13 protein-coding genes and 1 tRNA gene are annotated in these 16,170 nt (G+C 48.7%); 2 read left to right on the forward strand and 12 right to left on the reverse strand.

The window, feature by feature from the left end; all coding sequences use genetic code 11:
• Positions 1 to 160: 160 nt before the first annotated feature.
• From BJJ97_RS02335 to BJJ97_RS02355, 5 genes are all read right to left on the reverse strand, one after another.
• Positions 161 to 1,426 (reverse strand): efflux RND transporter periplasmic adaptor subunit, encoded by a 1,266-nt coding sequence (locus tag BJJ97_RS02335; RefSeq protein WP_095992956.1) that lies wholly within the window; start codon positions 1,424 to 1,426, stop codon positions 161 to 163.
• Complete coding sequence (locus tag BJJ97_RS02340; RefSeq protein ID WP_095992957.1) at positions 1,419 to 2,882, reverse strand: TolC family protein; 1,464 nt, start codon at positions 2,880 to 2,882, stop codon at positions 1,419 to 1,421. Before BJJ97_RS02340 ends, BJJ97_RS02335 begins: the two co-directional genes overlap by 8 nt.
• Positions 2,875 to 4,122: an ABC transporter permease gene (locus BJJ97_RS02345; protein WP_095992958.1), complete on the reverse strand. Its 1,248-nt coding sequence runs from the start codon at positions 4,120 to 4,122 to the stop codon at positions 2,875 to 2,877. The genes BJJ97_RS02340 and BJJ97_RS02345 overlap by 8 nt, the downstream gene beginning before the upstream one ends.
• Entirely contained in the window at positions 4,115 to 4,816 is a 702-nt protein-coding gene (locus tag BJJ97_RS02350) for an ABC transporter ATP-binding protein (protein WP_095992959.1), read from the reverse strand. The genes BJJ97_RS02345 and BJJ97_RS02350 overlap by 8 nt, the downstream gene beginning before the upstream one ends.
• Positions 4,817 to 5,054: 238 nt before the next feature.
• Entirely contained in the window at positions 5,055 to 5,351 is a 297-nt protein-coding gene (locus tag BJJ97_RS02355; protein WP_095992960.1) for a hypothetical protein, read from the reverse strand.
• Positions 5,352 to 6,557: 1,206 nt separating this feature from the next.
• Here BJJ97_RS02355 and BJJ97_RS21965 point away from each other — a divergent pair.
• Together BJJ97_RS21965 and BJJ97_RS02360 are read left to right on the forward strand one after the other, a co-directional pair.
• Positions 6,558 to 7,028 carry a hypothetical protein gene (locus BJJ97_RS21965; RefSeq protein WP_125460897.1) on the forward strand — a complete coding sequence of 157 codons (471 nt, stop codon included), beginning with the start codon at positions 6,558 to 6,560 and terminating at the stop codon, positions 7,026 to 7,028.
• An 87-nt stretch (positions 7,029 to 7,115) separates the two neighbouring features.
• Positions 7,116 to 7,985 (forward strand): hypothetical protein, encoded by an 870-nt coding sequence (locus BJJ97_RS02360; protein WP_095992961.1) that lies wholly within the window; start codon positions 7,116 to 7,118, stop codon positions 7,983 to 7,985.
• A 246-nt stretch (positions 7,986 to 8,231) separates the two neighbouring features.
• Here the strand turns inward: BJJ97_RS02360 and BJJ97_RS02365 are convergent.
• The 7 genes from BJJ97_RS02365 to BJJ97_RS02395 all read right to left on the reverse strand — a co-directional run bounded on the left by BJJ97_RS02365 (position 8,232) and on the right by BJJ97_RS02395 (position 16,134).
• Positions 8,232 to 8,307, reverse strand: a tRNA-Gly gene (locus tag BJJ97_RS02365).
• Between the two features lie 314 nt (positions 8,308 to 8,621).
• A complete protein-coding gene (locus tag BJJ97_RS02370) occupies positions 8,622 to 9,398 on the reverse strand; it encodes a hypothetical protein (protein WP_095992962.1) in 777 nt (258 codons plus the stop codon).
• A gap of 396 nt (positions 9,399 to 9,794) precedes the next feature.
• On the reverse strand, positions 9,795 to 10,004 hold the full coding sequence (locus tag BJJ97_RS02375; protein WP_125460898.1) for a hypothetical protein: 210 nt from the start codon (positions 10,002 to 10,004) through the stop codon (positions 9,795 to 9,797).
• Between the two features lie 372 nt (positions 10,005 to 10,376).
• Positions 10,377 to 11,855: a hypothetical protein gene (locus BJJ97_RS22505; RefSeq protein ID WP_095992963.1), complete on the reverse strand. Its 1,479-nt coding sequence runs from the start codon at positions 11,853 to 11,855 to the stop codon at positions 10,377 to 10,379.
• A 223-nt stretch (positions 11,856 to 12,078) separates the two neighbouring features.
• The gene (locus tag BJJ97_RS02385) at positions 12,079 to 13,005 is read right to left on the reverse strand and encodes a D-2-hydroxyacid dehydrogenase (protein WP_095992964.1); all 927 of its coding nucleotides are present in this window, start codon (positions 13,003 to 13,005) and stop codon (positions 12,079 to 12,081) included.
• Between the two features lie 69 nt (positions 13,006 to 13,074).
• The gene (locus tag BJJ97_RS02390; protein ID WP_095992965.1) at positions 13,075 to 14,781 is read right to left on the reverse strand and encodes a DUF6138 family protein; all 1,707 of its coding nucleotides are present in this window, start codon (positions 14,779 to 14,781) and stop codon (positions 13,075 to 13,077) included.
• Between the two features lie 303 nt (positions 14,782 to 15,084).
• Positions 15,085 to 16,134: an NAD(P)-dependent alcohol dehydrogenase gene (locus BJJ97_RS02395; protein WP_095992966.1), complete on the reverse strand. Its 1,050-nt coding sequence runs from the start codon at positions 16,132 to 16,134 to the stop codon at positions 15,085 to 15,087.
• Between the last annotated feature and the right edge of the window lie 36 nt (positions 16,135 to 16,170).

Raw genomic sequence — 16,170 nt, forward strand, 5'->3', positions numbered from 1 at the left:
GTCCTATGGTCGCCAATTTTCGAGGCGGGGGTTCAGGGGAAATAAACGGCAAGCATGTGCTAGCGCCCCTAACACCCACTTCTGAGTCAAAAAGTAGAAACCGACATACTCACAATTATCGTTTCTAGTATCCGGCACATGCACATGCTTAAGTCGATAATTAAGGAATCTGTACCTCACCGGCCTCCAGCCCGGAGACTTCTACGCCCTGCGCCACCGTTTTCCCTAACGTCACCTTGATTTTCTTTGATGGTGTGTCAGCAGTCGGACGGTAAATCACATAGGCATGACCATTCTCATCAGTATGCACTGCCTGTGCAGGCACCGCGATGCCCTGCTCGTTACGATAGACAATAATAGCCAGCCGTGCGCTCATCCCCAGTCGAATATTTTGCCTTAAATCCGCCAACGGCGTATCAAGTGACACCACCACATCATAGTAAGCACCGCTACCTGACATCTCAGCAGCATCAGCCTGCATATCAATCGAAGCAACCTTTCCTGTCAGGGTTTGTCCAGCAAACCCATCCCCGGTCACGTTAACCACCATCCCCTCTTGCAGTTGATGCAGATCAGTCTCTTCTACCCGAGTCGCCACCTGAAAACGGTCCTGAGCAATGACGCCAAACAACGGCGCTCCCTGGCTGACCAGCAAACCAGGTTGGATGACTACAGGTTTACCATTATCAGGCGTAGCCGGGCGCACCACAAAACCGCTAAACGGTGCCTTGACGGTCTGTCGTTCAACCTGAGTAGCCAGCGTCTGATAGCGCACCTGTGCATTCGTCAGTTCCATCTCCGCAATCGTACGATCCTCACCGTTCCCACGCGCCAGCACCGTTCGTAACTCCTCTTGTGCTGCGATCAGATCCTGCTCCTGCGAACGAATTTGCTGCTTCAACGTATCAACTTCCATACGCGCGACGATGCCACGTTCGAACAGTGCCTGTGTATCCCGAAGATTGGCTTGCGTATTGCTAAAAGTAGACCGAGCTGAGCTTACCGCACGCCGCGCACGTGATACCTCAGCGCTTTGCTCCCACTGCCTGAGCGATTGAACCTCGCGCTGCGTCTTGAGCACTTCGGCCTGCGCCTGACGTAACTGAATCTCAATTTGCCCAGGGTCCAGTATTAGTAGCGTTTGCCCTTGCTCGATTCGTTGGCCCTCACGCACCAGTACCTCGCGGATAATGCCTTCAAAAGGGGCCGCTAGCGTTGTCTGCCTCGCGGCCTGAATTCGTCCAACCAATCCTAATTGATTCTCCAATAATTGGGGTTGGACAGGTAGCCATTGCCCCTGAGGCGCGCTTTCCTGTTCATTCGTACGCCCAGCCAGCAGCCAAGTGAGCATGCCAAGCGCCACGATCAGCAACAATACAATAAGGTGACGCCGGCGCACCTGAGACCAAAAGTGATGCCTAATCATTGAGTGCGATATCCCAGCTTTGTAATGTGGTGCCCAGCGTCTCATCCAATTCAGCCTGCGCATTGAGGTAGCTGATAAGAGCATTCAGACGGGCGTTTTCAGCGTTGCGTAAATCATTCTCGAAACTCAGCACCTGAAAGTTACTGGAACGCCCAACCGTAAGCTTTTCTCGTTCAATTTCCAGCTTGCGGCGCGACAAATCGCGTGCACGCTGGGAGATCTCGAACTGCCGCCAGCGCGTACCGATATCACGCACCGCATTGGCAACATCGCGTTCAAGTTGCTGCCTGACTTCATCCAGTTGAATGTGCTGGTTACGCACATTGACTCGCGCTTGTAGCTCCGCCTGGCGGGTACTTAGATCGCCGATAGGGATCTCCACCTGAACACCAACATAATTCTCCCAGGTTCGTGAGGTGCTACTCTGTGCTGCACGGTCACGCACCTGACTCGCGCCCCCGATTAGCGAGACATCCCACAGGCGATCGTTACGAGCCACCGCCAGACCGAGTGCCGCCTGCTCGTTGGCGATGATCTGTGCGAGATAAGCTGGTCGGGAGGCTTCGGCCTGTTTCAACGCCTGCACGGCATTGACATCAACGTGCTGTGCCTGCATTGATTCCGTTGCCACAATCAACGTATTTAAATCCAGTGCCAGAAGTTGCAGCAACGCAAGGCGCGCGGTATCCAGCTGGTTTCTGGCTTCCTCATGCGCCAGCTCCTGTGTGGCAACTTCAGCTTCGGTTTGCACAATTTCAAATTCAGCCATGCGCCCTGCGACAATCATCGCACGGTTGACCTCAACCAGTTCGCGTGCACGTGCCAGCGCATCACGCGCGATTTGCAGTTGCTCCTGCGAGCGCAGCAGTTCCCGATAGGCGGCGATAATCTGGGTAATCGTCTGTGAAACGGTGGATTTCAGCGTCAGACGATTTAACTGCTCAGTCAGCTGCGCAATATGAACGGGTGCGGTCGTGACATCTTTACCGGCACCGCGAAGTAAAGGCTGAATCACCGTGATGTTCGCGCCATCATTACGTGACAGTCCCACACTATCAGCCTGCGTGTGGCGGTAGGTCCAGCCCAGACTGAAACGGGTGCCATAAGGCGTGAGCAGTGTCGACGTCGGCGTTAGATTGCCCTGCCGATAACGATCGCTTTGATTACGATTGGAAAGGTAGCTGCCCGTCAGTGACAGTTTGGGAGTAAAACGATCCTCTGCAACACGAAGATCAAATTTCTGCGAGATACGATCCAGATAGGCGCTACGGATCGCGCGATTGTCACGTAATCCAAGATAAATCGCATCGCTCAGCGTGAGATCGATAGTTTGTGCATTCAGCGATGTACTGGCTGTCGCCAGCCCCTGTCGCGTCGCCTGAGAAGGATTTAAAGCCATTTCTGCATACCCTTGATGGGCATAAAAAATCAGTAAACACAGGATAGATTTACGCATCGCGTAGCGCCTGTACGGGTTCAAGCCGAGCCGCAGTCATTGCTGGGTTAAGCCCAAAAAACAGACCAATCGCCAATGAACTGCCAATGCCAAGGGGAAGTGACAATGCCGAAAGTGAGAAGGCGGACCAATCTGAAAAAAAGACAAACAGCCACGCCGCCGCAACGCCACACACCGCCCCGATCAGGGCTCCACAAGCAGACAACACAACAGCCTCCAGCAAAAACAGCCCCGCAATATCACGCGGTCGCGCGCCCAGTGCCATACGAACACCAATTTCACGACGCCGCTCGGACACATTCATCACCATGACGTTCATCACCCCCACCCCACCGACCAGCAGGGAAATCCCTCCCAGCCCCGCCAGCAGCCATGAAAACATCCGCGACTGCTGCGCCATTCCCTCCAGTAGCTGCTGTGGGATTTGCACATCGATATCAAGCTTCGGCATCAGAGGGGTCAAATAATCCTTTAACTGTGAACCCGTTTGCATCAGCGTATCGCTGCTGCTGTTGCGTGCAATCACGCTGACGATTTGTGGAGCAGGCATGACACGGCGCATACCTGAGATAGGCATCAGGATGGAGTCATCAACCGAGACGGGAACCAGAGGGTTGCGCCCCTGTGGCTGAAGAATGCCTACAATCTCAAACAAGTATCCACTCACCTGCACGCGCTCACCTAAGGCAGCTACGCCCCCTTCCGATGCCCACTGTTCCGCAACATTCGCACCCAACACGATGTAGGTACTTTGCTCATCGAAATCACTCAGGTAGCGGCCCTGCGCAAGCCTCAGCTCTAATACGTCCGACAATTCCGCTCTGCTCCCCACCACCATAGTACTGAGTGAACGGCCGCGCAGCCGAGCCTCAGTCGAGGTAATAATTAAGGCCGTTGCGGCTTGAATATCGGGCAGAGCCTGCCGCAAAACGGGGATATCCAAATCAGCGGGAGCCGAGCCAATTGCATGACTCCCCACTCGATTCTGAACGGTGGCAACCAGCAGGTCACTGCCCATGCCTCGGAATACACCCATAGCTTCGGTTTCTGCGTTGTGCCCGATGTTAAGCAAAGCGACAACCGCTCCACATCCAACCGCAATCCCAAGGAGGGCCAGCACAGCACGCCGTCCCAGAAGAATAAGGCTGTTCAACGGCTCAAGCAGGCGCTGTTGCAGTGAAGGGCCATAGTGACATCGGCGCACCTGACGATCTTCCATCCGTGAACGAGAATCAGACATGACTCACCTCATAGATTCGACCATCTTGTACCTGAATGCGTCGGGTCATACGGCAGGCCATGCCTTCGTCATGCGTCACCATCACGAGCGTCGTCCCCTGTTCGCGGTTCAATGCCAGCAATAGCGTGATGATGTCATCAGCCGTTTGGCTGTCGAGGTTGCCAGTCGGTTCATCCGCTAGCAAAAGTGCGGGTTCACCAACCAGTGCTCGCGCAATGGCCACCCTCTGACGCTGGCCGCCAGACAGGTCGGCTGGCCGATGGTGGGTTCGCTCGGCAAGACCAACGCGCGCCAGTTGTACTTGCGCGGCTTGCCGGGCAGCCTGCCGCGAGACGCCACGGTAGGTCAGGGGAAGCGCAACGTTGTCCAACGCATCCAGACGCGGCAGTAAATTAAAACTCTGGAAGACAAAGCCAATGACTTGATTGCGCACGATCGCACGATCATCAGCACTCGCCTGAGACATATCTTGCCCAGCGATCAATAAACGGCCAGATACAGGCTGATCGAGCAAACCGATAATATTGAGCAAGGTACTTTTGCCGGAACCCGATGCGCCCACGATCGCACAACTTTGCCCGGCAGGAATGGACAGTGAAATATCGTGCAGCACCGATTGAGAGGAAGCACCGGTACTGTAGGTGTGTGAAATACCTTGTAAACAGATCAGATCCGTTATTCTTTCATCAGACATCCTTGCCCCTTTGCTGATCCCCAAAAACATCACAGTAGTCGAATTATCCTACTGTTTGTGCTTTAGGAAAAGTCAAACTCTCCGTCATACGATCCAGAAATGCTTGCAAGTTTTTTACGCTCTGAGGTAAGTCACCGCTTTCCGAAGCTTGAATCTGAGACAATAGCTGCGCATCGTATCCTCTGGGCAATTGTGCTTCTTCAATTGCTGGTAAGGATTTGTAATGCTTCAGAATCTCTTAGAATGTACCAGAAGAGACTTGCCCAGTACGGTTATACTCCTCATCCATTTTGGCGATCGCTGCACGCTTCCACTGCTGCTCTTGATCATAAGACTCCAACCAGGCCGCACGTCTTTCATTGACGGTGAAATCGCCACTTTCATCGTAGGCGATCAACGCTAATTGCTCGCGAGGCATCCCCCTGAACGGATTTGCACCATCACCATTCACGAAGCTGGTCGCTTGTTTGGCCCGAACTAATAAATCGGGGTCTTCTGTTTTAGGCACTTCACCATCATGAGCGACTTTGTTCATATCATAGCCCGCGCCTAACAGCTTCTCAGTGACCGATCTGGCGATCGCCCCTAAACCATCACGATCGGTTCCTGCATCTCAGGCGGCAGCCCGAATAGCAGTTTCGCTTAACTGACAAGCGAGTGCGGATACCTTAGTGCTCTCATTGTTCGTCGTTGTTGCATTATTCTCTTTAACCGATGCTATAGCCTTTGCATCAACAGCGCTTTTTCCAACCATAGTGGCTGGATACAACATCAAGTGAATTTATTTTTTCCATAATCTGCCCCTATTAAAAGCAGCGATGCAATGACATTGAACATACCGCAGTGCTATTCAACTAAAGCTGATCGAGTCAAAAAAGGGACGTCAATGATGCATAACGTCCCCATAACATACATAACAATAGCGCTAGCGATGCGTTTTATACAAAACACGACCTCTCGTCTATCAGTAAAAATACATCGTCTACTTATTATTTCATTGTGAATCCAACATTCTTTGCCTGTATGACGGAACATTCGCCCAGCTCAGATGCGGCACAGACCTTGAATCTACGCCACAAGTCCATTCCAGTGGCGAAGTAATATTATTCCCTCCGCCATAATTCCAGAGGATCGCTAAAAAACAATGTTAATCTTTATGAAATTTAACGGCAAAGGTGACAAAAACTTTAATTTATTTCCATATGAATTCGTCGAAATCATAAAGCACTAACAATAATAAAAACCAACCACAACAAATAAAAAACACACAAAAAAACAATGATCGCAATAATAATAACTATAATCATATTGTTAAGCGACAACACCAATTAAAAAACAACAGTCAAACTATAGATGTGTATGATATATATTATTAAAAATCAGATCCGTTATAGACAAACAACATTCGACACACTTTAACGCTCATCTGTTAGACTTATTTTTTATAAACATAAAATTTCACTTTTCTTATTCCGTTAATAATGGATAGTGAATGCGGGATTCGTATAGGACACCCAACCGAGTCGTAATACACTGGCTGGAAGGAAATCGTCATATAGGAACCGTTAACAAATTACCGGATCTGCTGACACAATGGCTGGACATTTATTGCCTCATAACAAGGCGGTCAAGAGACTGACATCCTGATATCGAGAGCAGAAAATACCACAATGCACAATGATGCCTAATGCAGAAAAGATCTGTAATGAGTAAAAAAACATAAAAATATCTAGGAGAAATCATGAAGAAGGAATTTGTTTCTTTGTCCCTACTGATTGCTGCCAGTGTAGCAGCGTTTCCTTTGATGGCCGCCACTGGCAGTATCAGTAGTACAGAAGCGGCGCAAATAAGATTTGTTTATTCTGATGGCTCAAGTACCCCTGCATTGAACCAGTTTCATGCTAGTACAACAAAGTTTCCTTCTGGAACATTGAGCAAAGCCAAGAAGCTGACTCAGGTAAATTATAGCGTAGCGTCCTATCCCACTGCATATACTGAAAGTGTCGACATATGTTATTATCTACCTTATCAGACATCACCAACAAAATGTATTGTTGTACCTAAAGGTATATCTGGAACAACGTCACAATTCAATGAATTACGTTTTGATTACGGCGCACGGATTCAAATTCAGCACAAACTTACGGGAAAACCCGGAGAGAATCTACACCCATCACAAAAAGAGAGCATTACTTGGGAATATACTTATTAACCTAATGAACTATTCACATCGTTCTAATTGACGGTAGCGAGATATTTCAAGCTTCCTTTAAAAAACAGGCAAGGGAAAATTTCCATTATGATTATCAATACATCCACAGCGGCATACGCTCAGATGAAAAATATATCAGGCGACGACCAAAAAACAGTTCGCCCCTTGCCTGCCCAGGTAAATAGCGCGCAGGATGAGATATTATCGACCAAACAGACCCAAATAAGTGGTAAAGGGCTGATGATGTCTCGCTTGTTTGGTGGTACAGATACCATCCCGTCAGTTCAGACACAATTAACCGAAACTACGATGCAGATGTCCTCTGTTAACTTCCTCACCAATGAGGATCGCAGTATGTTGTCCGAGTTGTACGCTCAGACTCAACAGCAAGGAACAGACTTGGGATATGTGGACGCTCTGGCGAGAGATCTGGGTGACTATCGTATGTTTGGGGGCGTAAGTGCCAACGTCAATAGCGGAGGAATATATGATACCAGTGGGCACATGCAGACGTTTAAATTTACCGAAACGGATACTGCAACAGCCACACGCATACTAAACGGTGATGGAATCGCTAAAACATCGCTGGATTCGGGATTTTTACGCTATGTACTCGATCCTGGCTTTTCATTCGATCATCGAACAGATTTTGAATTCCTGGAAGAAGTTGTGAACACTTTCGGTCAGGGCACTGTAAATGAAAGCCAGCCTTTCGCTGGTAAATTCTCCGTCTATGCACAGACTGGAAATCAAAACTTTATCGTTGAAACCTCCAGCGAGATTACGCTGCATTCTGAGGAACCGGACTTTCGAAATGTCGATGGGGTATTCTTCGTCACCGAAACAGGGTTAAAGAATGGATTTAACCTGATCGACGGAAATCCTGTACAGGGACTTCCAATGATGATGCTGGATCTTCTTAAAACAGGTAACACTATCTGGAATAGTATGAAATAGCCGCGTTCGATGCTAATTTCTGAACAACATGTCAAGAACTCAACTAAGATAGCGTTAATCTGCTGCTACGCTCGATGTTCTTAATCGCAGTAAAGGATTGAACAAGCAGCTGGAAAATCGGCGTCTAAAGGCGTCTTAGGGTATAAATATTTAACAAGGATGAATTCATAGCAGTACAGAGATAAGAACCTGATATCAGTGTATTGGAAGGTATTGGAAGGTATTGGAAAAAACGATGAAGAATTTTGGAGCGGGAAACGAGACTCGAACTCGCGACCCCGACCTTGGCAAGGTCGTGCTCTACCAACTGAGCTATTCCCGCAGAGAATCGGATTTATTATCTTTTACTTTCAGCAAGAAACTGTGCCGAAACCAAAACTGATTAAATCCTGTCAAATCATATGTAACACAATGAATTTAATCACTATTTACTAAAAAAGCGATCCGACGGTCAGCATTATGTACCAATCAACTTAACGTGGCAAGCCCTTTTCACTGAAAACCCTACCGTCCAGTTTTAACCAGCCCCAACGCTGTGGAGGCAAAGCTATAAGCCCGCCTCCACGACTAAACCACTTAGGCATTAAGAGGTTTCGCGTTACGTCGTTTACTGCCTGGGGAATCTTATGTTCTTACTTATAATTGGTTATACCAGTTGCTATCCCAGTTACGTTGGTGAATCTCCGAAGCAGAACCATCACGAGGGGCGGAACGTGCGAGATGCCTTGTTAGGAGGTCAATCCCCATATCAATGGTTTGGGCATAATTATCTCGATTAAGTGTCTTTTCGGGATTGGCCCCACGAATTGTATTAAATACCGCAATCTGAGCATCCGCCAAATCGTTGGCCAAGGCGACTAATTCATCAGAGTCATTCAATACCTTCTCCAAACGATTAACTTGTTCTCTATTCAGATCTCCTGACTGCGTCACAGAAAGCGTCCCATCTTTATTCACACTAAATCCAAAAAATGCGTCCTTCAAGTCAGGGTGGTCTTCAGCAAGTTGATCCAGAAAAGACGAATAAGCCTGATCAATTTGCTTCGTTACTGAGGAAAGATTACTCGAGACCTCATCCAATACTCCTAAGTATTCGTCCAGACTGGACGCAAGCATTGCCTCCATTAGCCTAGTTTGATCTTCCTCACTTATATAACCTGGCTGCCCAACTCTCGCTCCTTCAACAGTTCTTAGCTGCTCAGATGCCGTATCGCCGACCTTCTGCTTTGCAGTGTATTCCTGAAATTTAGCAAGGGCTTCTTGGCTTATCTCTACAACCTGACGCTCAATGGTTTCCCCAGTTAACACAGCTTTACTCTTCGCGGCATGTTGTTCAGTCTGGCTATTCATCGTTCGAGGACTTTGCCCTGAATCTGCAACTGCATACGATCCAAACGTAGAAATGCTATTCATAATACCATTCGCTCCTGTGTGCCATGATTTAACGCTGTGCAACAAGGTTTCCCTGCAAATGTGCTCAAATGTGACATGAGTAGCGCTTTTTCCTTCTACACCAACATCTTCCTGAGCTGGGACACCAGTACACCGTAAAATATGCTGACCACGTAGTAGAATGTATGCGTAGTGAGCATCAGAACTGCCAAGAATTCGATTAAAACTATCCACCAACCGCCGATGTAACGTGATAGGTCGTCTCAAGATTATCTTATCGTTGAGTAATCCGAATAAGGTGATTTTTCCTGAATGCAAGATTTGGAACTTTCTAAATTAGGCAGTATTACCCCCTAATATAGTCTTAACGGCTATTTTTCAGAATTCTTTAGAATAGAAATAGCATGAGATTATTTTTTAAATAATTAATTGAATGCTAATAGCAATATAGTATCCATGACTAAAATCCATCTCACCACGCAGGGTATTATCAGTATGGAAACGAACGAGATTATTCAGAAATAATTGCCCCATCGGTCCGGCGATATGTACTGTCAACGTCAGGTTAGGTGTTTTCCAGAACTGATGGCTGTACGGTAACGGCTCTTGCCTGAATACACACAGCATCGCTCCCGCAATTGGAGAGAAAAACGAGACTCGGACTCGCGCCCCTAGCAAGGTCGTGCTCTACCAACTGAGCTATTCCCGCAGAGAATCGTATTTATTATCTTTTACTTCAGCAAGAAAATTGTGCTGAATTCACAGCGAATTACACCCTGCCAGATAAAATGTAATAAATTGAATTTAATAACTATTTAGTCAGTAAGTAACTCGACACTTAGCATTATGTACAATCAACTTCGAGTGGGGGCCCTTTCACCGAAAACCTTACCGCCCAGTTTCAATCAGCTCCAACGCTGTGGAGGCAAAACCATGAGAGCGCCTACAAAAAGGCCGCCCGAGGATAAGGCGGCCTAGTATTTCATTGGCTTATGCGTATCAGGATCTTACGCTTTTCAACAAGGTTTGCTTGCAGATGTGCCCAAATGTGACGTACTTAGAGTTGTTACCACCTACACCAACATCATACTGATAAGGGACTGTGATCTTCCATGCACCAACATCATAGGTTGTTCTCCACGTATTGATATAACCCTGACTATAGTCTTGGAACTCCGTGGTGTAATCAGCCTGACAGGCATCCAGTTTCACGGTTCCCGATGCAACTCCGTTGGCATCAGTTATTGCCCCATGACCGTTACTCGGATTAAACTCCAAATTACCGTTATTTTCTCGTTGGTCGAGGTAAAAAAGCGCAATAATATTTGGAATACCAGTTCCAGTTGAATCGGTAATACGAACGTTCCAGGTAACATCGCGATAGGCTTGCGTAGTCATGAAACCATAAACTGTCGGAGCCGCATTTGGAATACGTAGAACCGTATCCTCTCCTTTAACAGAAGAAGTGAATCCAGCAATTTTGGAGCCTACAGACAACTTATATTTCTGAGATACTGTCGGCAACGCTGATGGATTTGGTAAAACTCTTACCAGAATTTTTTCATTTGGCTGGGAGGGAACGATCGTATTTTCCTGTCCCGTAGAACTGGTTACCCAGGAATTCCCACCGTTAGTCGAGTACGCAAGTAACCAATTATTATTCGTCCCACTAGTAATGCCATCAAGACGAAACAAAACATGCTGGCCGCGTAGTGCGATAAATTCGTAGTAATCTACATCAGAATCACTATCAGAGTTAGCTTCAACCTCTTTCAAATTATCAGATAAAGGATAAGCCAATGAAGGAATATCATTTAACTCATAGGCATCAGCATTAGTATTTACGATAGCACCAAAATTAAAAGCAGAACCATCTGCCGTATTGGCCTCCATAAACCAGTAATAGTGCCCCGGTGGAGTTAAATCCAACGTAGCCTCATCAGCATTTCCCGCCTGATTTGAATAATTAATTGCTGTCACATTATTCTGACCATCATCCCGCATCAAACTAAGAGCAATATCGGTTTCAGGGCTCATGCCTACGACGAACGCGGTTGTTTTAGAACGCTGAGTGATTTCAAAGTGATAACAGGCGCTGCCTCCACTTTGCAGTCCGTCCAGCGTATAAATGGTGTTTACGGCAAGAGTCGGACACAGCGGGGTGAATGAACTGTCATTGGCCAGAGCTTGGCTGCTTGATAACGGCTTTTTTTGTGCATTTTTTGCATCAGCCTGCGCAGTGGGTGCATTGGGAGCAATAACGACAACCCCCTCATTTTCAGCTTTGTGAAATTTATAATTACTTGCAGCATGCGCCTTTATACTATTAGGGGCATCAAATACAGAAACCGTGCCTTTCTTTTGCAGTTTCCCAATATCCTTCACCTCGACAGAAACGCTGGTTTCAGCAATCGCTGAACCCATGCAGAATGCCAATCCGGCAGCCGCAAGATATACATTTAAACGATGGTATTTCATCCCAATATTTCCTTATTCTTGAGTATTCTCAAATAGAACGCAGACTTATTATTTAATAATTAACAAATACTGAACGTTAAGCGGAAGTAGTATTACACCGACACGCCGTATAATCTCAATGAAATCTTACAAAAATATTTAAAATGAAATATTTTAAATGCGAGAATTAAAATTATTATTAAATACAATTAATTCGCTCATTGATAATTTACTCGATAATTATTTAATACTCGCGACTAAAATCCACCTCGCCACGCAGCGCGTCATCGGCATGGAAGCGAGCAAGATTATCCAGAAATAATCGCCCCATCAGCCCCGGCACCATCGGTCCGGCAATGTGTGCCGTCAACGTCAGATTCGGTGTGTTCCAGAATGGATGACTGTACGGTAGCGGCTCTTGCCTGAATACATCCAGCACCGCGCCCGCAATCTGCGCATCACATAGCGCCGCCCGCAAATCATCATCCACCACGGCGCTACCCCGCCCGACATTGATAAACAGCGCCGAAGGCTTCATAGCAGCAAACAAATTAGCATCGTAGATATCGGTGGTTGCTGAAGTGTCTGGTAGAAGGTTGATGACATAATCGGCCTTCGGTACCGCAGCGGGTAACTCCGCTAAGCTCATGATCCGTTTAAAATCAGGACGCTGCCTTGGCGTACTGACGATACCGTATAGCTCAACGCCAAAAGGCCGTAGAAAGCCTGCAACCTCGCAGCCGATCTCTCCCGCACCAACAATCAGCACGTTCTTATCCGCCAGCGATCCTGGCAAACGGTGATCCCAGCGCCGCTCTTCCTGACTGGTTTGCCGTTCCCCCAAACGCAGTTCATGCCTGAGCATGTAGGCAATCACATATTCGGCTATCGGCTGCCCAAACACGCCAACGGCACGGCTTAAACGGTAATCACGCGGCAACTCATTGGCCAGCAACGGTTTAAACCCTGCCCAGGTCGACTGTAGCCACTTTGGTTTGGCTCCCTGAGCCAGCAATGCGGCAGCGGTATCAGGTTCACCCAGCCAAATCGGGCAGCTTGCGGCCTGCTCTGCCGTACCGTTTGAGAGCACCAGCTCAAGCTCCGGTGCAGCATGATTTAAGACAGAGCCAATCTCATCGGCCCGCGAGTCCAACAGCAGAATAGCGGTCATAAGCACGTTCCTTAGCAGAGTGAGGCACCTTCAGCCTCACCCCGATCGTTGTCGTCATTACGTTTAGGATTAGGCAGAAGCCTGAATGAGCGACGTCAGTAGCGCGCCGCGCTTCGCTTCCGATTTTTTCACCAGTGCAGCGAGCTTTTTGGTGTTGCCCCAGATGAGATACAAAATATGTTCTATCACGGCGGGTTCCCGCATCTGCACGTCTCCGACCAGTTGTTCGAACAGCGCGTCATCCTCTAACGCAGGCAACATATTCAGCTTTAGGCTTTCTGTTGCATGGCTCAGGCAGGCAACCAGCGTCGCCACGTTCTGCGCCGTCACGCTATGCTTATCGAAAAACGCCCGAATGAAGGCATCCTGTACCGATTGATGCTCATCATCCACGCTTTCCATATACGCTTTTACGAGAGGGAAATACCCCGCATCGGTCAGACCCAGCCCAAATACCGCATAGCTTCCCGGCATGATGCACTTCTCACCTTCAGAATCGGCGTACCACTCAAATTGCTCAATCGCAGTACGCGCATAATCCTCAAGAAGCGGATAGTTCGATTCATACTGCAACGCGTTAGCAAAAAAACGATGGGTATCTGATTTTGCCAGCCCCTTGATGGGAAGATACTGTCGCACCGACGATTTCAGGACGATCTTGTAGCTCTTTGGAAAACCGAGCGTCAGTAAGCGCGTAATAAAAAGTAGCGCCTGCTCATACGCTTCGGCGCTTTCCTGACGAATACGAACGTTGATGGTCGAGAACACATCATTCGCCATGCATTCCACCGATTCGTTCTTCAGGTTAATCTGCGCTTTCTCAAACGCACCACTTCCCTCTTCCATGATGCTTAACGCACGCGGGTAGCCTAACTGCTTCGCGATATCCAGATATTCCAGCGCCTGAGACTTACTGTAGGAAGGCTCATCACGCAGAATCATGATGGCGGCATAGAGGACGAGCTCTATGGGGTGAAGCGTTTGTGGATCCTGCAACGCCAGTGTGATCCCGGGCTTGAGGGTATAGATTTCCGGCTCAAAAGAATGCTCAGGCTGGGACACATCGCAATACCGCAACAGAAATTGCTGTTCTACCCACGTTTTTAATGCACCGATAATATTGCGCCGATGCTCCGACAACTCCGCATGCCCGGCGTTTCGCTGCTGAATTTGCTCAAATTGCGCCATGATCCAGTGGATATCCTGCGAGGGAAATAGCTGTACATCAAGCAGGTGACGAGCCAGAAAGAACGTTTGCAGCGACTCCGTCGGCGCATTGCCATGCGTCAGGTGCCGATCGGTATAGGCGTGAATAGACTCAAGTAGCCGCTGTTTTTTCACCTCATTGGTGAATGTAAACAGCGTAATCAGTAGGCGACCTTCCGTTGCTGGGAAGATGGCTCGGAAGCAAAACCGGTAGTCAATCAGCGCCGTATCTGCCAGTTTCTCAACACGCTGCGCGATAGCCTGAGCCAGCACAGGAACGATACTTTCCTGTATCTGCGCGACGCTCAGCGCCCCTTTGCGGCTGCCGGGCGACAGCCCGTCGGCATCACTTTTTGATTCAGGGGCTATCGACGTACGCCCCGGAGCATAATCCAGTATCAAATCGTCATGGATGCCAGCCTGCAATGTTGTTCGCGATATAATCTCATCAAGCCCAGCCCTTTGCTCCTGCGTATCAAACCATTTGTTGATTGCCGTAAGCGACTCGTCCCGCATAGGGAAATCGTCTTGTGGTGATACCCCAGTTTCGTTTGAATGCCTATCCGTCACTTTCTATTTTTCCTTATTATTTATCGCAGATGAAATGTTGCCCCAAAGCACGGTATTGATGAGATTGACCAACCGCCAAAAAGGTAGCACGAAAGCACTATCGCTGTAATAGAGAAGGAAAATCAACGCGTTGGTGTAAAGGTGTGACAATGAATAGTACCGAAGAATAGTACTGCATTCACGCGTCGTTGGTGACAGGAAATTACGATGGTTTGGTTTTTCTCATGATGCAGAGAAGGGGTGATAAATCATGTCATGACAGCCCCACAGCACGGAGAAATTGTGCTGTGGGACATAGGCCAATCAGGCGTTCAGCGTGGCGTTATCAATGACGAAGCGGTATTTCACATCGCCTTTGAGCATCCGCTCGTAGGCTTCATTGATTTCGTCGGCGCGGATAAGCTCAATATCGGAAACAATCCCGTGCTCGGCACAGAAATCCAGCATTTCCTGCGTTTCAGGAATACCACCGATCATTGACCCCGCCACCGTGCGGCGTTTCATGATCAGGTTGAACACGTTAGGAGAAGGATGCGGTGACGCAGGCGCACCGACCAGCGTTAGCGCGCCATCGCGCTTCAGCAGAACCAGAAACGCATCCAGATCGTGCGGCGCAGCCACGGTATTCAGGATTAAATCGAAGCTGCCCGCGTGCGCCGCCATTTCTTCCGCGTTACGAGACACCACGACTTCGTTTGCACCCAGCGCCTTGGCATCTTCACGCTTAGATTCAGACGTGGTGAACGCCACAACATAAGCACCCATAGCATGCGCCAGTTTGATCCCCATGTGACCAAGCCCGCCGATACCCACGACGCCAACTTTCTTACCTGGCCCGGCATTCCAGTGGCGCAGCGGTGAATAGGTAGTAATTCCCGCGCACAGCAGAGGAGCGACCGCAGCCAGCTCCGCCTCGGAATGACGGACGCGCAGCACATAGCGTTCATGCACAACGATCTGCTGAGAATAGCCACCAAGCGTCCAGCCGGGCTCATCCGCAGTCGGGCCGTTATACGTGCCGACCATCCCATCACAGTAGTTTTCTAAGCCATCGTCGCACTCTTCACAGTGCCGACAGCTGTCCACGATGCAGCCAATACCGACCAGATCGCCCGCCTTGAAGGTGGAGACATGTGCCCCTACCGCCGACACTCGCCCGACGATTTCATGGCCAGGCACGCAGGGAAACTGTGTTCCTGCCCATTCAGCACGCACCTGATGCAAGTCAGAGTGGCAGATACCACAGTACGCAATCTCAATCTGGACATCGTGGGCTCCCGGCGCACGACGGACGATCTGCAACGGTTCAAGAGGTTTATCGCCCGCATGGGCCCCATACGCATGTACAAGCATGGCTATTTCCTTTTCTGTTGAGAAACCGATCATGTT

The sequence above is a fragment of the Pectobacterium polaris genome (assembly GCF_002307355.1).
Lineage (GTDB): Bacteria > Pseudomonadota > Gammaproteobacteria > Enterobacterales > Enterobacteriaceae > Pectobacterium > Pectobacterium polare.